Origin of the sequence: Croceicoccus hydrothermalis (genome assembly GCF_022378335.1) — a bacterium.
GTDB lineage: Bacteria > Pseudomonadota > Alphaproteobacteria > Sphingomonadales > Sphingomonadaceae > Croceicoccus > Croceicoccus hydrothermalis.
The window spans coordinates 1-22,858 of record NZ_JAIQCI010000007.1 but is presented as its reverse complement, the minus strand read 5'-3'; the positions used below and the strand labels follow the sequence as shown (position 1 = coordinate 22,858).

The following is a 22,858-nucleotide window of genomic DNA, read 5'->3' as shown; positions in this document are numbered from 1 at the left end:
CCCTTACGCCACGAGGTGCCATCGTTCAGTAGCCGACCGGATAATCCTTGCGGAAATCCTGCCCGGCAAAGGCGCGCCGCATGGTCCAGTCCATCGGCGCATCGGTCCAGTAGGAATGGTTCGGGCCAAGGCCCAGCGCCATCAGGCTTTCGGAGGCGATATACATGCTGCCCGCATTGGAATAGACATCGCCGAGGGTAGGCTGATGCCGCGCGAAGCCGATGGTGAGGAACCCGTCCGCATTGAAATTGCTCTTGTCGGCGAACACGCGCCGCTGCGCCGCCATGGTCGCCGCGCGCACCTGCCCCTGGGGAAGCACGTCGGGCAGTTTTTCCATCCAGGCCAGCTGCCCCAAAGGTTGATGCACCGCCGTGCGATAGGTGAGCGAACGCCCGATCGCGGCATAGGCACCGTCGGGACCGATCAGCCGCTCCAGATGCTCGCCATAACGTTGTTCGCGGCGGACGGCACGGGCCAGCTCCTCCGGTACGTCGAGGTTCGTGATCGAGGCACCCGCATCGACCAGCGTGGCCAGAATCTGAACCAGCATGGGCTGTATCACGTAGCTGTTGTAATAGTCGAAGTGGAAACGTTCGCCATCGGCATACCAGCCATCGCCGACATACCATTCCAGCATCTTGCGTATCGATACATGCACCCGCATCGGATCCCACTGTTCCCCGATCGATAGCAGGAACACCTCGTTCATCGAGGCGAACAGCATCCAGTTCTGATACGGCGGATCGACCCGCCTCAGCCCCTTGATCTCCTTGATGAGCCGCTGCTTCGTCGTCTTGTCCAGCGGTGCCCACAGCGCATCCGGCGCGCGCAGCAAGGCGCTTGTCAGGAAGGCGGAATCGACAAGCGCCTGCCCATGCCCCGTCCATGTCAGATAGTCGGGGCTGTTGGGGTCGACGGCATGGGTCATGGCCTGCAACGCTTCGTCCCGGAACCGCGCGCGCATCCGCTCCTCGGCCGTTCCATCGTCCGGCAGCGCGAGCCAGGGCGCAATCCCGTCGAGCAGCCGCCCATACGCTTCGAGATAGGCGACGCCGGGATCGCGCCCGTCCCAACTCGGGCTCAATTCCGGGGTCCATTGGCGCCGCAACCTGCCCCTCGACATCAGGCCGAGAACAGGCTCGCTCATCTGCTGTAGCAAGGAAAGCGAGAATGCACGGTCGCTCGCCCCGTCGGGCAGGGGTCTGTCGGCCATGGGATAGACCGTGGCCCCCTGACGGGCGGCGGCCGAACCGGCACCCCCCCACGAGCGCCGCGCCGCCAGCCATCGTGCCGAGCATCATTCTGCGGTTCAACATATCAGTTCCCCTCCCCCGGCGGCGTGAAATCGAGCATTTCTCCCGCCGCATATGCGTTCCATTTCTCTTGCGTATCGAAACCGCCCGCGTCCATGCTCCAGGCCGAGCCTGCGTAATAGACGAAAGGCTCACCCGGCCGCACGCGCAGGATGACGAGGTGATTGTCGAAATCCTGCCGCACCTCGGCGATCATCGCGGGGTCTACGCGAAGCGCCACCGCCATCCGCCCGTGTTCGCCATCCTGCGGCCCCCACCAGGACAGCACGCCGCGCTTCTCATCGACCCTAAGCTCGCCCGCCTGCGGCCCCGTGGCGCGTTTGCCGATGCCGATTCCGACCAGCAAGGGCGCGTCCGTGTTCGACGTTATGGTGGAGACCATCCGCGTGAAATGCGTGCCGAGCGGCAGGGTAAAGCGCCGGGTTTCGCGCACCGAACGGTCGAGATCGACCGGCCATGGTGCGTAATCGACCGAAAAATCGGCAATGTCCCCGCCGGAGGACACGATCCGATAGCGTTCGTAATTGCGCGACGTCCAAAGCTTGTTGTCATGCCAGATGCCGAGCCCGCCTGCGCCGCGCCCGGTTCCGACATTGTAGAAATCGATGCCCTCGCCATGAAAGCTGTGCTGATCGCCGGTCCGCAATTGTCTGTCGGCAAACGCCCAGCGCACCTTCTTGCCCCATGCATCGATGCCGGAGCCGGACGGCGGCTCTGCCGCTTCGAGGGGGCGGCCGTATATGCGGTATGCGGCCCGGTCATTCTCCCAAAGGAGATCGTCGTAACGGTAATCGGCAAGCGTGACCACGGCCGCGGCATTCCGGTCGGCTGGCGGCGGCAATGTGCCTGCCTGCGGCGGACGTGCATCGTCACCGTCTTTTGCGAGCAGCACTTGCGGCGCCGCGCCGAGCAACAGGGCGCCGGTCATCGCCGCCAATGGCAAACGCCCCGCAGGCCGGTCGATCAGGTTCTTCATCCCCACCCTCTTTTCATCCCGGAGTAATTACTCCGACTATACGATAGGACAAATGGTGCCAAGGCCCATCAAGCCCCCGCCCATCCTGGCCTGTCCCCGCCTCACCGGGCGGATCAGCCGGGCACTATCTCCACAGGCTTCAACCTGGAGGAAAGAAGGTGGATCGCGCCCACCGCCAGGAAATAGACCACGGTGCAGCACGCGAATATGATGGTGTAATTCCCCCCCGTCGCGTCGAGGACCAGCCCGGTCGACTTCGCCATGATCATGCCGCCGATCCCGCCGGCAAAGCCGCCCAGCCCGATGACCGAGCCGACCGCGCGCCGGGGAAACATATCGGGCGGGATGGACAACAGGTTCGAGGAAAACGCCTGATGTCCGGCCAGCGCCAGTCCGATGAGACCGACGGCGAGCCACATATTGTCAAGCCCGTTGACGAAAAGCAGCGGCAGGACGCAGCAGCCTGCGCAAAACATGGTGAGCTTGCGCGCCACGTTCGGGGAAAATCCCGCCTGCATCAGCCGCGACGATGTCCAGCCGCCTGCGATGCTTCCGACGTCCGAGAGGAGGTACATGATGACCATCGGCAACAGAACCACCGACAGATCGACATCGTATGTCGACGCAAAATATTTGGGCAGCCAGAACAGCATCAGGAACCAGACCGGATCGGTCAGGAACTTTGCCGCGGCGAAGGCCCAGCTTTCGCGGGTTCGCACGATGGTCGACCAGCCGAGCTTTTCGACCTGTTCGGTTCGATCATGCTCGATCCACGCCAGCTCTTCGTCGCTTACCTTCCCGTTCGCATGCGGATTGCTATAGAGCCAGAGCCACAGCAGCAGGAGCGCCGCACCGAACGCGCCCGAATATATGAAGGTTTCGCGCCACGTCAGGTCCAGCCACGTCATGAAGAACCACAGGGTCGGCCCGGTGACGATGACCCCGATCGTCGTGGCCGAGTTCATCCACCCGATCGCATAGGCGCGTTCCTTTTGTGGAAACCACTCGCTCGACGCGCGCACGACCGCCGGAAAATGCCCGGCTTCGCCAACGCCGAGGACGATGCGCGCGATCATGAACGACAACACAGATGTGGCAAAGCCGTGCATGACGTGCCCCACGGTCCATATGGCGATCGCGATGCTGTACCCGATCTTCGGACCGAAGCGGTCGATCATCCAGCCCATCAGCAGGAATCCCCCCGCATAGGCCGCTTGGAACGCGGTTACGATATTGCCGTAATCGTTCTCGCTCCAACCCAATTCGTCGCCGAGCATCGGGGAAAGCAGGCCCAGCATCGTGCGGTCGATATAATTGACCATGGTTGCCGCGAACAGCAGCGCGACGATCAACCAGCGATAGCGACCGGCCTTTCGTATCGCGGGTTCGGATGAGGTAGTGACTGTCACGCTATCAACCCTCCCAAGCGCCGTTCACGGGCGTCTTATTGCAGTTGGCACACATCCAGGACGTTCATGTCGTTATAATCCTGGTTTTCGCCCGCCATTGCCCAGATGAAGACATAGTTGCTCGTGCCCGCCCCCATGTGGACGGACCAGGGCGGGCTGATCACCGCCTCTTCGTTTTCCATGACGATGTGTCGCAAATCATCGGGCCGACCCATGAAATGAAACACGCGGTCATGGTCGTCGAGGTCGCAATACAGATAGATTTCGCTGCGCCGTTCGTGGACATGGGGCGGCATCGTGTTCCACACCGAACCGGGATGGAGACGCGTCAGACCAAGGCACAGCGAGGCGCTGTCGCAGGTGTGCGGCAGGATAAGCTGATGGATGGTGCGGTCGTTCGATTCCTCGGGGCTGCCGCGCTGCATCGGTTCGTTGTCCGACAAGGTGATCTTGCGCAGCGGAAAGGCGGCATGCGCCAGCACGCTCAGAAGATAGATGCGCGACCCCGCGCCCGCAAAGGTGACGTCGCGCGATCCCATCGGAATGTAAAGCGCTTCGAACCGCGCAAGTTCGAACGATTGCCCGTCGACCGTGACCGTTGCCGGACCCTCGCCGATATTGACCGCACTCATCTCACGCCGCTCCAGCAGGGGGTGACCTGCCGCGCTTTCCGGTTCCGATTGTACGGGTAGCGCGATCGATTTGGCATCGGGCACGACCCCGCCGATGATGAACCGCTCCCCATGGGAATAGGTGAGCACGATCTCGCCCGTCTGAAAAAGCCCGGATACGAGATGACGCTCACGCAAATCCCCGTTCGAGGCGCCTTCCATCATGTCGGGATGCACGGCGTAAAAAGTCTTGGCGAACATGCGCTTTTTCCCCTCGGTCACCGGGCCGTCCGGTCGAGTTCGGCCATCTCGCTCGCGGCGAGCAGGAAGGCGCCCACGCCGTAATATTGCGTGTCCTGCGCCGCGACCAGTTCCGGCCGGTCGCTGACCTGCTGTACGTAGCCGAGCCGCCCGTCGGGCTGAATCGCGCGGGTCAGCGCCATCCAACCGCGACGCGCGACCTCTTCGTACTGTTCACGGGGGAGCAGACCATTGTTGATGCCCCATGCGATGCCATAGGTGAAGAAACCGGTTCCGCTGGTTTCGGGCGGAGAGCCTTCGGGCGCGAGGAGCGAGGGTGCCCAATAGCCATCCGGCTTCTGTATCGTCTTCAGCTTCGCGGCCATCTCCTGAAACAGGGCGACCATGCGTTCGCGGTCGGCACTGCCCTCGGGCAGATTGGGCACGATATGGGGAATGCCCGCAAACACCCAGCCATTGCCGCGCGACCAGAACAGCTTGCGCTGCTGTTCGTCGCGCCGTTCGAAAAAACGGCTGTCGCGGTAGTAAAGATGCTCCGCCGGATCGAACAGGAAATCGGTGGTGGCCCAATATTCCTTCATCGCGAATTCGCGATATTTCGGGTTACCCGTCTGCGCGCTCAACTCGACAAGCGCAGCCGGCGCCATGAAGAGCGCATCGCTCCAGCACCAGCGTTTCAGACATTCGATGTCCCCCCCGATTTCGCGTGGGGGCGCATAGAAGGCAAGCGTCGTCACGGCGGGTTCGTCGATGATGCTGTCGAAGGCCTTTTGCGTGGGCTCCCGTGCGGCTGCGCCCGCCCCATGTTCCGCGGCCCAGAGATAGGCCTGCGTGATCGCATGGTCGTCGGCGTGATACGGCCGTTCACCCGGCTCCCATTCGTTCGCGCGGCCCATCTTCATGATCGCCTGCCGGATGCGCGGAGGCGCGCCCGCGTCGGCGAGCCGCGTCATGCCGATCCAGAACGCCGCCTGTTCCCACGCGCGCGGATTGGCGGTTTCGAAGGTCACGCGGCTCACGACATCGGGGTCGTTCATGCGGGCAAGCTGCCATTCGGCAAGCTTCGTCGCGGTTTCGATCGCCTGATCCGACTGCTCCGCCATGGCGGGTGCGGCGACGTTCATCGCGTAAAGGGCGACCGGGGCCAAAATGCCAAATCTCATCGGTTTCTCTCAATCATTGCGGGGAGCCGAACCAGCGACCTTTTCGGATCTCGATGCCGGTGTGTGCCAACTCCCTGAGGGGTTAAAGAAAGCGGCGTTCGGCCGGAACCGAACGCCGCTCAGGATCAGAACCTGCCGCGAATGCCGACCGCGATCGTGGTTCCATTATAGAACGAGTTATCGCGATGCGTGCGATTGTTCGGATCTTGCGGATTCTCGAAAAAATTGAACACGTTCTCGTTCGTGATGTTACGCGCGTCGACACGAAACTCAACGAAATCGTTCAGCGCATAGGACACCGTTGCATCGAGGTAACCCTGCGGCGCGAAGAAGTTGATTTCGTCGTTCCCGGTGTTGATCTGCGCGCCCCCGGTCTTCGCCCGGTAGTTATAGGACCCGCGCAGGGCGAACGGCCCCTTTTCGTAAAAGCCGGTGATGCTGTACGTGTATTCAGGCACCGACTGCAGCGCGATGACATCCCCGTTCGTCAGCACGAAATTGTAATTGTCGTTCCCTTCCTGATTTTGATCGATCAGGGTAAAGCTGCTGGTGATGCCGAAACCGTCGAACGGTGCGGGCAGAAACGTGAAGTTCTGCTGATAGGCGAGTTCCAGGCCGGTCAGCGACAGCTTGGCCGAGTTCACGACGATCGTGCGGCGAATGGTCGGATTGCCATTGGTCAATGCGTTGATCTGTTCGAGGGTGCAGGTATTGGTCGAACCACCGAACGCTGCGCAGCTGAAGTAACTTGCATCCAGACCGGCCTGCGCAAAGGGGATTTCCGATGTGATGGCCGTCGGGCGGTCGACGATATCCTTTTTAAACACGCCGACACTGACGAGCGCGCCCGGCGCGAAATACCATTCGAGCGCGGCATCGTAGCTGGTTGCGATCTGGGGGCGGAGGTCGGGATTGCCGACGGTCACCGAGTTTCCGAAGATGTTCGGCACCACGATACTGCCCGCAATATCGTTCAGCGCGCCGCGCGTCACCGTCTTGCCAACCGCGCCGCGAAAGAGAAGGTCCGGCGTAAGATCGAACGCGAGGCTGAGTGATGGGAGGAAGTTTTCGTACCCGCCTTCGGTATGGTTGGGGGTGAACGTTCCGCCGACATTGGTGAAATTGTCGATGATCGTCTTCGTATCGGAATAGCGGATACCGGCATTGCCGCGCAGTTCCCGGTCCCCAAGCAGCACCATGAAATTGGTTTCCAGGAACAGGGATTTCACCAGTTCCTCGGCTTCGTAAGTCGCGTTCAGCTGCCGTTCGGCGGCGCGGTTGGATTCGTTCGCCTGGAGCGGGTCCATCACGAACGAGCGCGAAAAGGTCGCGAAGTTCGACGGATAGCCGGCATTCCCCCCGTTGGCGAGTTCGCCAAACTGCACGAACGGATCCATATAGGCGAACACATTGGCCGGATTGGCGCCCGCGGTTCCGCCATTGGGCAAGGTGATCCCGCGCGCGATCGAAGAACCGTCCTGCGCTATGCGGTTCTTCACGCTGGACACCCAGCTTCCGCCCAGCTTGATGGCAAAGCTGCTTTGCGTCGTATCGACAAGATTATAGTCCAGGACCGCCCGGTAGCTTTCGACCCGATCGCGTTCCTGCTGAAGGAAGAAACCGAGCGAGGGATCGCGAAAGAGAGTGGGATCGGTAAAACTCGTCGGCGAGCTTATGGTGGGATAGACGATATCGACCGTGGGGTCGTATGTCGTTTCAATGCCGTAGATGTTCGAGACGATCCGATTGCCCGATTGCCATGCGTCGCTATCGCTGATGGACGCCTGTGCCGATAGCTTCAGCGCGTCGCTGACATCGTAAACGGCGCGGGCGATCGCATATTTGTACTCGGTTTCGAAATCGCGGAAAAAGCTTTCGGTGATGATGCTGGTATTGCCGAACGTGCCGTACAGGTTGTTGTATTCGTCGATCCGCACATCGAGGGGAATGATACCCGAATTGGTCCCACGGCCCGGAATGTCGGTCGTGCCCGGCGCTGTTCGCGTGCTGCGGACCGGCACGCCGAAGGTGAACTCGTCCATCTGGTCTGTCAGGCGCGAATGAATGCCGTCCACGCTGACTTCGAGCCGGTCGCCCTGATATTGAAGCGAACCGACGAAGCCCAGCCGTTCCCGTTAGGTTGCCGAGCTGTAGACCCGGTAGAACCGGGGCAATTGGGCATTCGCGACCTGTTCGCGGGTCAGGCTTCCGAAATTCGCCAATGGATTGTCGAGGTCGAGCTCGAACTGAAACGGGCCGCTGGTGTTGGGCGGCACCGGGTCGGCGGCGGTCGAATAATACGGCCGGCGGCCCAGCACGCTGGAGTTCCAGCCACCGGTCGACTGAAACCCCGAACGCTCGTTCACGGTCTGCGCATAGGCCACGCCCAGCAACGCACCGAAATTGCCCCAAGTATCGCTGAGCAGGAGCGAACCGCGCGGACGCCATTCCTTCGACTGCGTATTGTAATTGTACTGCGCGCTATAGCGGATCAACCGGTCGTTGCTGTCGAAGGGGCGCGGGGTCTGAAGATCGACATTGCCGCCGATGCCGCCTTCCTCAAGATGGGCAAGCGGCGTCTTGTAGACGTCGACCCTGCCGAAAAGATCGGACGGGAACACATCGTAGTTGAACGCCCGGCTGGACGTACCCACGCTGCCCGCAGATGTCGTACGAACCGGCGCCCCGTTCAACGTCGTCACGACGAAGTCCGGGCCAAGACCGCGAATTTCGACGCGCTGACCTTCGTTCGTTCCCGCGCTGCCGTCGCGGGACAGGATCACGCCCGGAATACGCTGGAGGGAATCCGCGATGTTCGCTTCGGGAAACTTGCCAATATCTTCGGCGACGATGGAATCGCGAAACGCGACCGCATCGCGTTTCAATTCAACGGCCTGCGCCAGCGAGTTGCGAAATCCGGTGACGACGATCGCGCTGTCTGCGGGATCGAATGCTTCGTCATCCCGGGTCGGTGCGGCGTCGACCTCTTGCTGATCGGCGGATTGCGCCATGGCCGGGGACGCCCCCGACATCGCCGCGACAGCGGTCAGCGAGACAGCACCAAACATCGCAAATTTCTTGACCATAACCCCTCCCATTCTCGCCGGATTTTTCGGCGTTGTTGGTCAGGTTGTCGTATAACTTTAAAAAGTCGTCAAGCTTAATTTGTCAGACAATATCAATCGTCCGATCGCTCGCTCAATTCGGTATGGCGGCTGAGGCTTTCCTTCATGTGTCGCCGGGCCGCATCGCGGGCGGCTTCTGGATTCATGCGTACGATTGCGTCGACGATCGCCTCATGCTCGCTATGCACCCTTTCGACATAGGCTTCATGCTCGTCTGGCGACCGATCGCCGAGGTAGAGATTGCGGGGCGGCACCAACCTTACGCCCAGAAACTCGATCAGTCTGACAAATGTGTCGTTATGAGTCGCACGCGCAATCGCCATGTGCAAACGCGTGTCCGCCTTTGCCGATGCGACGGGATCATGGGCGAGTGCAATCATGTCGCGCAAGGCGCCGCGCATGGCCGCAATGTCGTCCAGAGTACGGCGGGAAGCGGCAAAAGCAGCCATTTCGGACTCCACCGCCAGCCGAACCTCGAGCAATCGAATGACCTCGGCCAGCTCGCTCATGTCCTGCCGCGTGATCTGGAACGCCTGGTACCGGCCCTCTTCGGTCACGAAGACGCCGGAGCCCTGACGCGCCACGACAAGCCCCTGCGCCTCGAGACGCGCGACCGCTTCGCGCACGACGGTCCGACTGACATCCTCGTCCTGAGCAATGGCCTTCTGCGTTGGCAGCCGACTGCCGGCCGGCATCCTGCCCGATCGGATCTCCCGCTCAAGCTTTTGAAACAGAGCATCCGCTCTCGACACTGTTTTCGTCATTTCAACGTCCTAGCACAGGCGCCCATCATGTCGATAAGCAACACGTCGAACTCCATTAACGCCAGGCCTGTCGTGTGGTCATGGGTAGCGTCGGGTCATGTTATCATACAAACTGCTGCTTGAGTCGTCTTGGGTTTGCAAGCCGCCTCTTCGTTCGCGTTGCGCATCGGGAGCGGTCGCTCGTTAAGACAGAGCTTCGGCGTGGCGCACGAAAAACGTCAGCCAAAGGTGGATGCTTGCGAGCCACGCTGGCGAAGGAAGGCGCTCTCGCAATGGCAATTTGCGATGCGATGGGAGGGCTTCGGCCTGTCGAACGTGCGTTCAATGCGGTTGCGCTCCTGATGGCAGCGATAGTCGAAATGTCCGGAAACCTTGTGGATCGAGCTCGGCGAAATGGTCGGCAGGATATGACGGATCTGCCAAAAGCCCATCTGGCTGCAAACTGCGCTCAGTTTTGCAAAGGGCGCCCTTCCCGGCTTGATCGTCGGCGGTGTAATCCCGTCCCGCCCGGATCACCAGCGCGGCGCATCATCCTTATTCACGACACGATAAGCCAATTATTTTCAAAAGCAGGCCCGAGATCCTATTGCGTAGGGGCGGAAGCGCGATGATTGCAGAACCGCGACATAGTTTCGATGCAATGGCCCCATTCCCGCCCCATTTGCCCGGCTTTTCTTAGGGGCGCAGCCGGGAAACACCGATCTGTACCGGATGGGCCAGAGGAGCGCGAACGAACCCGATGTCGGCACGTGTCCAATCACGCGGTACGTCTAAAGTGACGCAGAACACGCCTGCCCAGTGCCCGCTGCCAAACACTGGCAAATTGGTCATGGCCCACGCTCTGAACTTGTAACGGTTTTGCGCCGGTCATTAGAGAACATATTGCTCATTCAAGGAGACCGAAGAGATAATCAAACATTCAAAAGAATTTTAGCGTGAGGCGGTGCGGATTGCATTGACCAGTGGTTTACCGCGCAAACGCGTGGCAGCCGATCTGGGCATCGGTTTGTCGACATTGACGCGCTGGGCGAGTTTGCATCGACAGGATGATTTGCCTGCCAGCCCCGATACAAATCTAGCGCGGGTGAATGAACGACTTCGTCTGTGGCGGAGAGGTACGACTTTCCCAAAAGGATCGCAACATCAGGCAATTCGACAAGTCAAAGAATTGTCTGGGAACGACAACTCGCAACCGGGATTGTTCAGCATGTTCGAATTGAATCTCTGGCGGTGGCTTTCCGATAACAGTGCGGTCATCGGCGTTTTGCTGAGCCTGCTCATGCTGATCGTGTGGGCGGCCTATCTGCAGCTCATCCTGTTCCAGTTTCGCGCTACGAGGCGATCGTCCATCCTGATCACGCGTGCCGCCGGACGAGGTATGCGGAGCCGGTGTCTCATCACGAATATGAGCACCCTGCCGATCTATGTGACAAGCCTGATCGGAAAGTTGCACATTGCAGGGCGCGAAATCGAATTACCGTTGACAGACCTTCAGGAACTGCCGGAAGACCTTGGCAAAGATCCCCGGTCGAGCATGGCGCAAGGGAGCCTCAACACCGGCGAATACATGAACATCGGCCATTTCGACGACATCATCCGGCGCATGCTCGAGGCGAACGATGAAACCGAGATTCAGGCTACCGAGGTTGACCGGATCGAGCTTACTGTTGCCGCCTTCCACGGGTGGGAGGATCTGCCGGTTGGAGCGGTCCGCCGCTTCAGGATCCAGGTGCGCTCTGACGAAGTGGCAAAAGTTCAGCCGATAGGGCTCGCAACCGAGCAGATCAGTCGCCGTCATCATCGGCGTCAACTTTGGAAAATGCTGGAAAATCATCTTTAGCTGCCAACCGCATTCCGCGTGACTGCCGAAGACTGCCGTGCTTTGGCTCGCATCCCAGGTCGAACATCGCGGGTTTGCGGGAAAAGAGACCGTGCGTTGTGGCGACATTCGGCAATCTGTGCCTCTTCGGTGCTTTCGTCCTGAACGTCTGGCACATACCCCCTACCCGGCGTTCCTGAATTTTTGCAAACAAGTCATCCTTCCGGAAGCTGCCTCGCAACGATACGATGCAATAGGGAAACCGCCATTCAGGCGACGGGACTGGCAGCAAAAAAAGGGATATGAGGAGACAATCCGTTCCTGTAACGACACGATTGAAAGCGGACGACCGACGTCAGAATTTACATCCTGCGATCAGTGCATTTCGTTCAAAAATCCCCGCCCGCCCCGGATGATGGGCGCAACGAGGCGAGTTCTCTTCGTTTAAGAGCTAGCCATAGTGTCATCACCACGAACGCACTCGTGCGATAACTCCCATTGGCGTGCATTCTCGACAGGGTTCGAGCATTCTGAGCGGAACAGGCTTTCACCGAAAACTCTACATATATACGGTTAGCCATATGGTTCGATTCCGGCGCCCGTCCCCGCAAATGCTTTTGGTGCTTGGCGTTCTTTACGACCAGGCTCCAAAACGTATTCACGGATATGATCTCATGAAACGAACCGGGTTGAAGTCGTGCTCGCTCTACCCCCTTTTGATGCGGATGAGCGACCGGGGGCTGGTTTCTTCGCAATGGTGTGAACCCAGTGCACCCAGACGCCCCCCGCGTCACGCGTATCGTTTGACGGCAAGCGGTTTGGCGCTCGCACGGGAAGTCAGAGCCGGTCCCGGCTCATCCGCACTCGAGAGCGCCAAGACATGAGCGGCCGGATCGCCCGGGCCGCCATGAAACTGGCCATGGCCGGACTGGGTTCGCATCGGCGCGAATGGGCGGCGGCAATGCGTGCCAAGTTCGACATCAGGGCGGAGACCGGCGATGACCTGCCCTTCGCGCTCGGTTGCCTGGTGACAGCGGCAAAAGAGTTGCCAAGGCACCACGAAGGCAGACTTGCGCTGTCGCGTTATACATTCTCGCTCGGCTTGCTTCTGCCCGCTTCTGCCTGCTGCGGCCATGCTGCTGGCGGGCCTGTGGGCCGGATATCCCTGGGTCGAGCCGCCTTATGCCGATAGCATCGCGCGTTTCGCACGGATACCGACAGGCGCGCCGACGATCATTCACCTCGCCAACGCCACCGCCGTCCCGCATCTGGCGACCCTGTTGTCGCTTCGGGTGATGGGCCTCTTGGCGATCGCCTGGTTCGCGCTGGAAGCCGAATGGGAAAGGGCCGCCGCTGTCCTGCGCCTGAACGCGGCCACGACGACGACGCTTGCGCTGTTTTCCGCAACTATCGTCGCAGATTTCACCTGCGTGGTTCTGCCCTTGCTCGCCCTTGCCGTCGAAATGGTTTCGCTGGGCATGTTGCGACGCTGGCACGAAAGCGGCGAAATCGCGGGGGCATCGGCCGACATATATTGAACCCATCCGGTGGTCCGCGAAGGAGCCACCGACAATCCGACAGGAGGACGTCGCGATGATCGAGGACCGGATAGAACGCGGCGTCGAGCCAATGATGGCGACCGGGCAACAGCGGCTGGCGAGCCTCGATTTCATTCGCGGGATTGCGGTCATGGGCATTCTGCTCGCCAATATCGTCGCCTTCGGGCAACCATCGGTCGCCTATATCTGGCCCGGCGGTTTCCTGACCGAACATGGCTCTGTGTCCGATTGGCTCTGGGTGGTGCAATTCACGCTGATCAACGGCAAGATGCGCGGCCTCTTCGCCTTGCTTTTCGGTGCCGGTATGATCCTGTTCATCGACCGAGGGCGGGTGAATGGCACGGGTCGTTGGCTGCGGGCGCGTCGCCTCGGTTGATTGTTGCTGTTCGGCTACGCGCATTTCCTGTTCATTTCAAAGACGGACATCCTGACGCTTTACGCGACCTGCGGACTCGTCGCCTTGCCGTTCGTGAATTGGCGACCGCGGACACAGCTATGGGTTGCCGTTCTGGTGTACCTGTTGGGCGCGCTGAAGGATTCTGTATTTCATGGTATGGTTTATGCGGCGCAAACCGCCCAAACCGTCTCTTCGTCCGATGGAATGGCAAGCATGGCGGGGCGGATGGGCGAGGCCAGGATCGCCGACGACCGGATCGAGGCTGTGCTGATCCGGGCGGGGGACTATGGCGCGTGGGTTTCCCATAATATCATCGAGCACTCCATGCAGCCGCTTCTGTCATGGTTCCCAGGCGCACGGGAGATCATTCCGCTGATGCTGATCGGTATGGCGCTCTATCGCCTCGGCCTGTTCGACGGGCGGCTCGATGCGCGTCGACAGGTACGGTGGGGATGGATTGGTTTGCTCGGCGGTTTTGCCGGAACGCTGGCGATCGGACTTTGGAATCTGGCCGAAGGATTGAGCTACACCGCGGCAATCTGGTCGTTCGAAGGCCTTTCGGCATTCCCCCGCCTGCCGATGACACTCGGCCTTGTCGCGTTGCTGGCGTCATGGGCGCCGCACGCGACGGGCTGGCTCGGCTCGCGAATCTCGGCGGCGGGAAGAATGGCTTTCTCGAACTATCTCGGCACCTCGATCCTCATGCTGTTCATGTTCCACGGATGGGCTCGTGGCCTGTTCGGCGAACTGACCCGGCCCGGCCTGTATGGAGTGACGTTTGCGACCTGGGCGATCATGCTGGCCTCGTCGCGGGCCTGGCTGGCCTGCTACCAGTTCGGTCCGCTCGAATGGTTCTGGCGCTGCCTTACCTACATGCGCTTTTTCCCAATGCGCCGTGCAATGAAGGCTCAGCCCTCCATGCGGTAGCCGGAAGGTCGATGCAGATGGTGGGCATGAAAATTTAGGCACGGGTCTGTCGGGCGGATGCAAACCGCTCTCCCCTTTGGAGTGCGCCATTCCTCGATCAGTTCTTGAGCGATGAGGATTTTCTCCTTGCCCTTGGGCGAAAGAGCGGCGCGCTTTAAATGTGAGTGAACGGGATTTTATCGGGAAACGATGTGGTTGCGAAAAGACGCTTCCGCCCACGCCCGAAACGCTATCGTGAAGTGAACAGCCCACCGCTCTTCGAAAGCGTCCGTCTTTGATTTCAAATCGCAAAAACGGACGTGATTTCGATAGCTCTATTTTCATTATTCAGCGGCGCATAACCATCAAGCATACTCATGGCCACGACAAAAAAGGGCCCTGGTTTACACCAAGGCCCTTTGGAAGGATGAGTTTATTATATCAGAAGAAGCGCTTGGTCAGTCCAAGCCTGAAAACCCGGCCAAGCGTCGAGTTGGAGTAGCTCACCGCGTTGCGATTACCGCGGCGAATGATCTCCGGCTTCTCGTCGAGAATATTATCGACGATCAGGCGGACGGACGTGCCGTTCAGATAACCGTCGTCTTCGCCAAACTCGTAACCGAGAAAGAGGTTGGCTTGTACAAATGAGCCGTTGCTGGCGGTCATGCCCGTAAAATCCGTTCCGACATCATCGATAGGGCCAGTGATATTGACGGTCAGGCGCGTGCTGAAGCCACCGGAATTCAACGCTGCGAATGTCGCGGCTGTATAGTCCGGAGCCTGATCGATGATATCGCTGACGGTTCCGGCATTCTCGAGATCGATTCTGAAAGGTATGTTGCCGTTCACGCCGAACGAAAGCACTCCGAAATCCTTGGGAATATCCAGATAGGCGTGAAAATCCATGCCCTGCAATTGCGCACTCGACAGGTTTGTCACGCGCCGATCGACGATGAGACCGATAGTACTTGCATCGGGCGTCTGCTGAAGAAGGAGGGCGCCATTCCCAACTTCGGAAAGCAGACTTTCGTAAAGCTCCTGCGAAGGGCTGTAATAGTAAAGATCGGGGTTGGTTCGGAACGTATTGAGATCCGCCGAGTTCACGGCGCCCAGAACATTCGTGAAATCGATATTGTAATACAGAGCGCCGACACGGAACGTGCTGGTCGGTTCCAGCTCGACGCCGATCGAGAACGATTCGGCTTCTTGCGGCTGCAACCCTGAGTCGGCTCCTTCGAGCAGGAATGCACGTTCCCCGCCCATATATTCGTTGAATGGATCCTCGGGCGTCCGGCCATTGATGTAGATCGGCGGCGTGATCCTCCCCGTCGAACTTGCGAGAAGGTCGAGCGCAGTCGGTGCGTTGAACGACGTGTTGTACTGTCCGTAAATCCGGAAGCCGTCGACAGGGGTGAAACTCGCTCCGAAGTTCGGATTCGTGGTCGTCCCGAAGTCGCTATATTCGTCATGACGAACAGAAGCGGCCACATCAAGAAAGTCCGATACCGGCAGATTGAGTTGCGCAAACACCGCCTTGGTATTCTGTGTGGCTTCGCGGAAAGCTTCATTGTCGATCGCGCCAACCGCGCCGCTCAATGTCCGGTTCTTCGCGGTATTGTCGAGATATTCCGCGCCGATTGCGATGCGCGCATCACCGCCGGGCAACCGGAACAAGGGGCCATCGACCACCCCGCGAACGGCGAAGAATTGATGTTCGGTGTCGATCGCATCTTCGAAGTCGAGCACTTGCCCGACCAGATTTGGATCCGCCGCGGCGATGTTGAATGGATCGAAGTCACCCGAATTGACCAGGCTTTGCGCCAGGTTTCCGTTGACCTCGGGGCGGCGCTGATAATTATCCGAGCCGCCGAACGTGGATGTAACGCGCGCCTCGAAATCCCCGAAAAGGCCCAGAGAAACTTCGGGCGTAATCCCGTAGGTTTCGAAGCCGACTTCGAAATCCGGGTTTACGCTGGCAGAATTGGGGGAGAACGAGAAGCTGGTACCGGCATCGACGGTAACCCGTGTCACGAAGGGTATGGCGCCGGGCGGAACGTCGGGCTGCGGCTGCGCGGCCGTCGTGAAGCCCCTCGGGAAAACGCCGAAATTCTGATCACGCTTCGTGTAATACCCCGTTACGCGAAGGTCGACATCGCCGAACTGCTGCGAAACAGCGCCGTAAGCGCTGTAACGTTCGTTCTCCGGCATGAAGGTCTGCGCGCTGAATTCGTCGCAGGTTTCGCCCACGGCATTGAAACCGCCGCCGACCGCGGGGTTCGTTGTAAAGCCTTGGAACGTGCCGAACTGAACGAAGACATAGGTATTCGTGCCGCCCACCGGATCGGGGCATTGCGCGCCCGTGAAGGACGCCGTGCCGTCAGGATCGAAGATCTGCGGCAAGGCATAGTCGATCTCGCCATTCAGGATGCGATCGCGATGGGCATATCCCAGGGAAAGATAGGCATTGCCGGTCGCCCAGCTTTTGCCGGCGGTTATCGAACCTGCGTATTCATCGAAGCTCGATACGGTATCGCCCAATCCATAGGTGAGATCGACTTCCAGACCTTCGAACGAACGCTTCGTACGGAAATTGAGGACGCCGGCGACCGCGTCGGCCCCGTAAAGCGAGGTGCCGCCATCGGTCAGCGCATCCACCCCCGAAAGGATCGCGGTCGGGATGACATCGACATCGACCGAAGCCTGCCCGACGCCAACGGGGGCAATACGAAACCCGTCCACCAGAACCAGCGTGGTGGCGCCCGAAGTGGACTGAAAACCCGGCAACCGGCGCAGGTTCGGTCTGGTGATCGAAATACCGCCGGACACGGCACCGCGCGGATCGCCCTCGGCACGGGAATTGAAAGTGTTGGAAATTTGCGGGATCAGCGAAAGGATCTCATTCGTGGTCGTGGCGCCACGTTGATCGATCACGTCCTCTCCGACCGAAATCGTCTGAGAACCGACTGCTTCCGTGCCACGGATGAGCGTGCCGACCACGACAATCTCATTGCGCACGATATTGTCCTGATCGTTGGCGACGGGGACGCTGGCCTCGGGCGCATCCCCATCCGAATCCTCCGGCAATCCGACGTCTTGCGCATGCGCGATGGCCGGCAGAACAAATGCCAGCGAAAGCGCCAGAAGGCTCGTCTGACTACGGCATGGAACTGTAAACTGCATTGCCCACCTCCCAGTTCACCGAGCTTGATCGCCCGGAGTGTACATCCTGCACCGCGATTTTTCGCGGTCCCTTCGGTATGGCGTTATCGCTGCCACATCCGATTTATTGAAACGGCATCGTAGCAATTTTATTCAGCGGGCATAGCCGAACAGTCGAACGCCGCCGATCTATCGCTTGAGCGATGCGATGCGATGCGATGCGATGCGATGCGATGCGATGCGATGCGATGCGATGCGATGCGATGCGATGCGATGCGATGCGAAATGCCATGCGATGGCAAGGCCGGAGTTTCCGTTGCCTTGGAAAAAACACCCGCACGATCGGGACCGCATGATGCCGGGCCAGAGCGGTTGATAGGATCGACCGCTACCCGAAATCCGGTCACGCGGATCGGCGAACGAGGATGCCGTTCAGGAACAGATCGACGGCGAAGTTGATATGCCGTTCGACCTCTGCCGGCTTCAAAGGTGCGCCTGCGATGATTGTACGAGCCGGTCCTCCGACGACCAGGCTGAGAAAGGCGGTCGCCGTTCGTCGCAAATCTTTTATGGTTACGGTTCCTTCGGACATATTTTCCTCAAGATGTCGTTCGACGAATGCAATCGTGGGAGCAATGCTCTCCGCAAAGAAATCCTGAAAAGCGGAAGGAAAGCGATAGGACTGCGCCGTCAGGACGCGCTGTAGCTTGATGGCTTCGGGCTGCGATACGTTGAAAAGTCTGAGCCGAGCGACATTGAGCAGCGTATCGCGCAAGCTGTCGCCTTCTGCCTCTGCCAGTTTTTCCAGCGAAACCGTATATCTCTCCGCCGCCTTTGCGATGGTCGCCAGGAAAAGCGCATCCTTGTCCTTGTACCGGGCATAGATCGTGCGCTTCGACATTCCGACTTTGGCCGCGATACCCTCGACGGATGCTTCGTCGAACCCATGTTCGAGGAAATCATCGAGCGCCACGCGCAGCAATTGCCTTTGACGCTCGGCCTGCTGCTTCTTGGTCGGCCTGCCGGCGGGCGGACGCGAAATCTTCAACTGCTGATCTGTCATGTTGACTCCTGCACCGACAAGCCCATAATGCAACGGTATCGTAGCATTAATTCAATAATGCGCAAAGAGAGGCGGCACATGGGCAAATTCGCTGACGAGCTCACGAAGAAATTATCCGATTCCGATCGGTTCGATTATGCGTTTTCCGAGGTCAAAGACCTGCAGGTCGCCGCGACGAACGAGCGATTTCAGGAGCACAAGAGCCAGATACGCCTGTTGGACCATCGCGCCTCCGAAGCGGGTTTGAGCGAGGTCACGAGCCATGCCGACATGGCCAGGCTGCTGTTCCCCCACACCGCATACAAAAGCTATCCCGAAGCGTGGTTGATGGAAGATCGCTGGGACCGGATGGGAAAGTGGCTCGACACGGTTTCGACCTATCGGGTTCCGGTGGAGAAGGTGAAGGATGCCACGGACATCGACGATTGGGTCGACAAGCTTGCCGCAGAAGGTTTCTACGTCTCCTGCTCGAGCGGGACGACCGGGAAATCGGCCATGTTGGTCGCTTCGCAAAAGGACATGGAATGGGTCGAGCGTGAAACCGTTGCATCCTTTGCATGGGGATCGGGCCTCGAACCGGAGCAGGATCGCCGGCTTTTCGGCCTCGCGGCCGTAGCCCACGTCCCCAGGAACCAGGCATCGGCACGCGGCCATCGCGCCGGTTATCAGGACCCGTCGAAGGACCGGTTCGACTATCCCGTTCCGCCCATCACGGTCGGCGGACTTACCGAAATGGTCGTGATGCGCAAGAAAATCGCGGATGGCACTGCCTCGCCCGGTGAAATTCAGCGGTTCGAGAAGAAATCCGCCGAACGTGCGGATGCGGTCGAAGGTGCGGTCGAAAAAACGGCAAAGGCCCTTGTCGATGCGCGGCATGACCGGTTGCAGGTGTCCGGTTTGTGGTCGGGACTTTACAATGTGGCGAAAGCAGTGCGCGAATTGGGATACTCCGCCAAGGATTTCGACCCGGAAAATTCAATCTATGTGGGCGGCGGATTGAAGGGCGCGGTGCTCCCGGACGATTACCAGCAATTCGTGTACGAAACGTTCAACATCAAGCCGGAACGCAATTTTCAGAATTACTCGATGCAGGAATTGCATTCCGGAATGCCCAAATGCCGGGAGGGCGGCCGCTATCACATTCCGCCATGGGTCGTGCCCCTGATCCTCGACAAGGAGGGTGAAGAGCTACTCCCAATCGACGAGACCGAAGAATATGAGGGGCGCGCGGCGTTCTTCGATCTTTCGATCGACGGACGATGGGGCGGCGTAATTTCGGGCGACCGTGTCTTCATCGATTTCCGGCCATGCAGTTGCGGCAACAGGGGTCCCTCGATCCGCGACAACGTCGCGCGCTACGCCGACCTGCAAGGGGGCGATGACAAGATCGGCTGTGCCGGAACGGTCGATGCCTATGTACGAGGTGTGGCATGAACGGGCTTAAGGACATTTCAGGCGAAAAGCAGGTCGTATCCGCGCCCTTCTTCCTAAGGGGAACCCTGGTCGAAGGCGATGCGAACCGGCATTCATCGCGGGACCTGGGGGTCGACTTTGCCACCCCCGAACTCGATCTCGATCTGGCGGTGCATCCGCGCAGCGAAGTTCCGCCTCTCCTCAACGTGCCTTTGGAGGAGATCGTCGATTTCCTCGTGGAGACGGGCGAACGCATCCGCGACCCGAAGAACGCGTTGATGCAGGATTGCATCGACCGAATGTGCTCCACGCATATCCTCCCACGCGAGGTCGTGGCGCAACAGGCCTATTACGCCTCGATGCAACTCGACCGGGAGCGGCTGATGGCGGAGGTGGAGCAAAGCTTCTCCGATCCGGCCGCACTCGACGGATGGGTGCCGAAACAGGATCATACGGGACGCAAGAGCTTCGTGCGCGCCTATGCGCCGCGGCTCATCCATGTGCTGCCCGGAAATTCGCCCGGCGTTGCCGTCAAGTCGATTGCACACGGCGCGTTGGTGAAATCCGTCAACCTGTTCAAGATGGCGAGCAGCGATCCGTTCACCACTGTCGCGATCCTGCGAACCATGTCGGAAATCGATGCCGCGCATCCGATCGTTCAATCGATGTCGGCGGCATATTGGCGTGGCGGTGACGAAACGCTGGAACGCATCCTCTATCGGCCCCAATACTTCGACAAGATCGTGGCATGGGGCGGCGGCGACGCCATCAACAACGTGATCAAATATCTCGGGCCGGGATTTCAGCTCGTTTCCTTCGACCCCAAGACCTCGATCTCGATGGTCGGCAAGGAAGCTTTCGATTCCGCAGAGGCGACGGCGCAAGCGGCCGATCTCGCCGCAACGGACGTCATGACCCTCAACCAGGAGGCCTGCGTCGCGAGCCGTTATCAGTTCGTCGAGGGCAGCGAGGAGCAGGTCGATGCTTTTTGCCAATTGCTTCACGAAGGGATCGTTCAGCGCGCTGCGGCGTCGGGCGATGTGCGTCCGCTCGACGGGGGAATGAAGGAAGAAATCGAGATGATGCAGCTGATGGGGGACGATCAGCGCATCTGGGGGAAAACCGATGGAACCGGCATTGTCATCCGTTCCGACCGCCCCGTCGATTTTCATCCGATAAACAAGACGGCGAATGTGGTGCGCGTGGCATCGCTCGATAAGGCGGTGCAATATGTCAACGTGGCCACGCAGACGGTCGGCTTCTACCCGTTCGACCGGATGCCCGATTATCGCGACCAGATTGCGAGCGGCGGCGCCCAGCGCATCGTCCACCTGGGCGAAGCAGGCCCGTCGACGATCGGCAACCCGCACGACGGCATGTACCAGTTGCACCGCTTCGTGAACTGGGTCGTCCATGAGGATGGCACGGTTCAACCCTGACACCGCGAAACAGGGCGCTTTGCCAAGGGGCACGTTTTCAAAGCGTGTCCCGCGATTTTCGCGACGCGCTTCAGGGAGAGCGACCGATATGTACTTGCGCGAGTTCAGGATAGGCTGGGAAAAAATCCTGGCCGCGGCGCTGGGTCTCGGCTTCGGCCTGTCGATATCGTGGCCCTTGCAAGTCTCGGTCTGCCGGCGGTTGGCTACATGATGATGGCTTCGCAGGTCACGACCCTTCCCGCCATCGCGTTGAGCGTCGGACTGATCGGGCTGGCGCAGGGCGCCGAGGCGGACGTAGGCGCATACCTCATCTCCCGGCGCTTCCACATCGAGAATTTCAGCCTTGTGTTGAGCACCATGACGCTGGCGGTTCTGGTCGGCACGGCGGTCGGCGCCCTGATGCTCAGTGCCGCGCTTGAGGCGACCGGCAGCTACACCCTGTTTCTCACCATATCCGCGGTCAGTACGATAGCGGGCGCGTTGATGTTCGGCCTGACTGCGACAGGCTGGGCGCGGGGGGAAACTGCCGCTTCGGTTACAGGAGAGTCATCATGAAAACCGCTGTTATCACAGGTGCGAGTTCGGGCATCGGGCAGGCCACCGCCCTTGAGCTTGGCCGTACGGGTTGGCGCATCATTGGCGTAGGGCGCGACCCGCAACGCTGCGAAGACGCCGCGGCAAAACTCGCGGCCGAAGATATCGAAAACGATTTCCTGCGCGCCGATTTCGATTCCATGGCCGAAGTAAAACGGGTCGCAAGAGAGATTGCCGCCCTCGCCGACCGCATTGATGCGCTCGTCAACAATGCCGGAGGTGTGCGGGACAAGCGATACGAAACGGTCGACGGGTTCGAGGCGACACTTGCGGCCAACCATCTCGCGCCGTTCCTGCTGACGACCGAACTTCTGCCGATCCTGAAGCAAACGGCGGCAGCGCATGGCGAGGCCCGCGTTATCGCCGTGTCGTCGTCGGCGCATGAACATATGCCAGCCATGAATTTTGCTGACCTGAATTTCGAAAACAATTTTTCGACCGGCGCGGCATATTGCCAAGCCAAGCTGGCCAATCTGCTGTTTTCAAAGGAACTTTCGAGGCGATACGCGGAAAGCAATATCGTGGCCCAAACGATGCATCCCGGCGTAATATCGAGCAATTTTTATAGTTACGGCGACGAATCGATGAAGTCGCATCCCGGTGCCCAGAATGGCGCCCCGCCGGAACATGCCGCGCGCACCATTGCGTGGATGGCCACTTCGCCCGAAGGTGGCTCGCCAGGTGGCCGCTATTTCCACGACAAGACTGAAGTCGAAGCAAGATCACAAGCGAACGACGACGTTGCTGCGCAAAAACTATGGGAGATGAGCGAAGAAATGCTAAAGGACATTCGTTCGTCCGATTAGGCTCAGGACCTGTTAAATCGCTTGCTCTGGGCGCAATCGGTTGATTCAGTGGCAGCACCAAGGAGGTTTTGCCGATGTCCG

General features: G+C 59.7%; 19 protein-coding genes and 1 pseudogene. 9 read left to right on the top strand and 11 right to left on the bottom strand.

Annotated features, from left to right (window positions below):
- Positions 1-25: 25 nt before the first annotated feature.
- The 9 genes from K4G67_RS07310 to K4G67_RS07270 all read right to left on the bottom strand — a co-directional run bounded on the left by K4G67_RS07310 (position 26) and on the right by K4G67_RS07270 (position 10,053).
- Entirely contained in the window at positions 26-1,213 is a 1,188-nt protein-coding gene (locus tag K4G67_RS07310) for a DUF2264 domain-containing protein (RefSeq protein WP_239805731.1), read from the bottom strand.
- Between the two features lie 104 nt (positions 1,214-1,317).
- Entirely contained in the window at positions 1,318-2,289 is a 972-nt protein-coding gene (locus tag K4G67_RS07305; protein WP_239805730.1) for a DUF4861 family protein, read from the bottom strand.
- Positions 2,290-2,402: 113 nt separating this feature from the next.
- The gene (locus tag K4G67_RS07300) at positions 2,403-3,698 is read right to left on the bottom strand and encodes an MFS transporter (protein WP_239805729.1); all 1,296 of its coding nucleotides are present in this window, start codon (positions 3,696-3,698) and stop codon (positions 2,403-2,405) included.
- Positions 3,699-3,733: 35 nt separating this feature from the next.
- A complete protein-coding gene (gene kduI / locus K4G67_RS07295; protein WP_239805728.1) occupies positions 3,734-4,570 on the bottom strand; it encodes a 5-dehydro-4-deoxy-D-glucuronate isomerase in 837 nt (278 codons plus the stop codon).
- Positions 4,571-4,587: 17 nt separating this feature from the next.
- Positions 4,588-5,694, bottom strand: coding sequence for a glycoside hydrolase family 88/105 protein (locus K4G67_RS07290; RefSeq protein ID WP_239805727.1), 1,107 nt, complete (start codon positions 5,692-5,694; stop codon positions 4,588-4,590).
- Between the two features lie 164 nt (positions 5,695-5,858).
- Positions 5,859-7,808 (bottom strand): TonB-dependent receptor domain-containing protein, encoded by a 1,950-nt coding sequence (locus K4G67_RS07285; protein WP_239805726.1) that lies wholly within the window; start codon positions 7,806-7,808, stop codon positions 5,859-5,861.
- 60 nt (positions 7,809-7,868) lie between these two features.
- On the bottom strand, positions 7,869-8,819 hold the full coding sequence (locus K4G67_RS07280; protein ID WP_239805725.1) for a TonB-dependent receptor plug domain-containing protein: 951 nt from the start codon (positions 8,817-8,819) through the stop codon (positions 7,869-7,871).
- A gap of 92 nt (positions 8,820-8,911) precedes the next feature.
- Positions 8,912-9,622 carry a FadR/GntR family transcriptional regulator gene (locus tag K4G67_RS07275; protein ID WP_275588784.1) on the bottom strand — a complete coding sequence of 237 codons (711 nt, stop codon included), beginning with the start codon at positions 9,620-9,622 and terminating at the stop codon, positions 8,912-8,914.
- A gap of 218 nt (positions 9,623-9,840) precedes the next feature.
- Positions 9,841-10,053 carry a hypothetical protein gene (locus tag K4G67_RS07270; RefSeq protein ID WP_239805723.1) on the bottom strand — a complete coding sequence of 71 codons (213 nt, stop codon included), beginning with the start codon at positions 10,051-10,053 and terminating at the stop codon, positions 9,841-9,843.
- 512 nt (positions 10,054-10,565) lie between these two features.
- On the opposite strand from K4G67_RS07270, the pseudogene K4G67_RS17750 reads away from it, so the two are divergent.
- The 5 genes and pseudogenes from K4G67_RS17750 to K4G67_RS07245 form a co-directional block, all read left to right on the top strand.
- Positions 10,566-10,724, top strand: a pseudogene (locus tag K4G67_RS17750) (transposase); the annotation flags it as partial.
- Positions 10,725-12,022: 1,298 nt separating this feature from the next.
- Positions 12,023-12,325, top strand: coding sequence for a PadR family transcriptional regulator (locus K4G67_RS07260; protein WP_338026403.1), 303 nt, complete (start codon positions 12,023-12,025; stop codon positions 12,323-12,325).
- Between the two features lie 249 nt (positions 12,326-12,574).
- The gene (locus K4G67_RS07255) at positions 12,575-12,979 is read left to right on the top strand and encodes a hypothetical protein (RefSeq protein ID WP_239805722.1); all 405 of its coding nucleotides are present in this window, start codon (positions 12,575-12,577) and stop codon (positions 12,977-12,979) included.
- A 55-nt stretch (positions 12,980-13,034) separates the two neighbouring features.
- Positions 13,035-13,376, top strand: a complete 342-nt coding sequence (locus K4G67_RS07250) for a DUF418 domain-containing protein (protein WP_239805721.1) — start codon at positions 13,035-13,037, stop codon at positions 13,374-13,376.
- A 234-nt stretch (positions 13,377-13,610) separates the two neighbouring features.
- A complete protein-coding gene (locus tag K4G67_RS07245) occupies positions 13,611-14,324 on the top strand; it encodes a DUF418 domain-containing protein (protein WP_239805720.1) in 714 nt (237 codons plus the stop codon).
- A gap of 420 nt (positions 14,325-14,744) precedes the next feature.
- Here K4G67_RS07245 and K4G67_RS07240 read toward each other — a convergent pair whose 3' ends face one another.
- Complete coding sequence (locus K4G67_RS07240; RefSeq protein ID WP_239805719.1) at positions 14,745-17,483, bottom strand: TonB-dependent receptor domain-containing protein; 2,739 nt, start codon at positions 17,481-17,483, stop codon at positions 14,745-14,747.
- Between the two features lie 382 nt (positions 17,484-17,865).
- Positions 17,866-18,525, bottom strand: a complete 660-nt coding sequence (locus K4G67_RS07235; RefSeq protein WP_239805718.1) for a TetR/AcrR family transcriptional regulator — start codon at positions 18,523-18,525, stop codon at positions 17,866-17,868.
- 78 nt (positions 18,526-18,603) lie between these two features.
- On the opposite strand from K4G67_RS07235, the gene K4G67_RS07230 reads away from it, so the two are divergent.
- The 4 genes from K4G67_RS07230 (at position 18,604) to K4G67_RS07215 (ending at position 22,777) form a co-directional block, all read left to right on the top strand.
- Positions 18,604-19,959 carry a hypothetical protein gene (locus K4G67_RS07230; protein WP_239805717.1) on the top strand — a complete coding sequence of 452 codons (1,356 nt, stop codon included), beginning with the start codon at positions 18,604-18,606 and terminating at the stop codon, positions 19,957-19,959.
- Positions 19,956-21,377: an acyl-CoA reductase gene (locus tag K4G67_RS07225; protein ID WP_239805716.1), complete on the top strand. Its 1,422-nt coding sequence runs from the start codon at positions 19,956-19,958 to the stop codon at positions 21,375-21,377. Before K4G67_RS07230 ends, K4G67_RS07225 begins: the two co-directional genes overlap by 4 nt.
- A gap of 207 nt (positions 21,378-21,584) precedes the next feature.
- Positions 21,585-21,932: a hypothetical protein gene (locus K4G67_RS07220; RefSeq protein ID WP_239805715.1), complete on the top strand. Its 348-nt coding sequence runs from the start codon at positions 21,585-21,587 to the stop codon at positions 21,930-21,932.
- The gene (locus tag K4G67_RS07215; protein ID WP_239805714.1) at positions 21,929-22,777 is read left to right on the top strand and encodes an SDR family NAD(P)-dependent oxidoreductase; all 849 of its coding nucleotides are present in this window, start codon (positions 21,929-21,931) and stop codon (positions 22,775-22,777) included. The genes K4G67_RS07220 and K4G67_RS07215 overlap by 4 nt, the downstream gene beginning before the upstream one ends.
- The last annotated feature ends 81 nt before the right edge of the window (positions 22,778-22,858 follow it).

Excerpts from the sequence above, each read along its gene's own strand:
- K4G67_RS07230 (WP_239805717.1), top strand. The coding sequence starts at position 18,604 with ATGGGCAAATTCGCTGACGAGCTCACGAAGAAATTATCCGATTCCGAT.
- K4G67_RS07240 (WP_239805719.1), bottom strand. The coding sequence starts at position 17,483 with ATGCAGTTTACAGTTCCATGCCGTAGTCAGACGAGCCTTCTGGCGCTT.
- K4G67_RS07305 (WP_239805730.1), bottom strand. The coding sequence starts at position 2,289 with ATGAAGAACCTGATCGACCGGCCTGCGGGGCGTTTGCCATTGGCGGCG.
- K4G67_RS07275 (WP_275588784.1), bottom strand. The coding sequence starts at position 9,622 with ATGACGAAAACAGTGTCGAGAGCGGATGCTCTGTTTCAAAAGCTTGAG.
- K4G67_RS07280 (WP_239805725.1), bottom strand. The coding sequence starts at position 8,819 with ATGGTCAAGAAATTTGCGATGTTTGGTGCTGTCTCGCTGACCGCTGTC.
- K4G67_RS07255 (WP_239805722.1), top strand. The coding sequence starts at position 12,575 with ATGCTGCTGGCGGGCCTGTGGGCCGGATATCCCTGGGTCGAGCCGCCT.
- K4G67_RS07290 (WP_239805727.1), bottom strand. The coding sequence starts at position 5,694 with ATGAACGTCGCCGCACCCGCCATGGCGGAGCAGTCGGATCAGGCGATC.
- K4G67_RS07235 (WP_239805718.1), bottom strand. The coding sequence starts at position 18,525 with ATGACAGATCAGCAGTTGAAGATTTCGCGTCCGCCCGCCGGCAGGCCG.
- K4G67_RS07225 (WP_239805716.1), top strand. The coding sequence starts at position 19,956 with ATGAACGGGCTTAAGGACATTTCAGGCGAAAAGCAGGTCGTATCCGCG.
- K4G67_RS07215 (WP_239805714.1), top strand. The coding sequence starts at position 21,929 with ATGAAAACCGCTGTTATCACAGGTGCGAGTTCGGGCATCGGGCAGGCC.
- kduI (WP_239805728.1), bottom strand. The coding sequence starts at position 4,570 with ATGTTCGCCAAGACTTTTTACGCCGTGCATCCCGACATGATGGAAGGC.
- K4G67_RS07250 (WP_239805721.1), top strand. The coding sequence starts at position 13,035 with ATGATCGAGGACCGGATAGAACGCGGCGTCGAGCCAATGATGGCGACC.
- K4G67_RS07220 (WP_239805715.1), top strand. The coding sequence starts at position 21,585 with ATGATGATGGCTTCGCAGGTCACGACCCTTCCCGCCATCGCGTTGAGC.
- K4G67_RS07260 (WP_338026403.1), top strand. The coding sequence starts at position 12,023 with ATGGTTCGATTCCGGCGCCCGTCCCCGCAAATGCTTTTGGTGCTTGGC.
- K4G67_RS07270 (WP_239805723.1), bottom strand. The coding sequence starts at position 10,053 with ATGGGCTTTTGGCAGATCCGTCATATCCTGCCGACCATTTCGCCGAGC.
- K4G67_RS07310 (WP_239805731.1), bottom strand. The coding sequence starts at position 1,213 with ATGGCCGACAGACCCCTGCCCGACGGGGCGAGCGACCGTGCATTCTCG.
- K4G67_RS07245 (WP_239805720.1), top strand. The coding sequence starts at position 13,611 with ATGGCGGGGCGGATGGGCGAGGCCAGGATCGCCGACGACCGGATCGAG.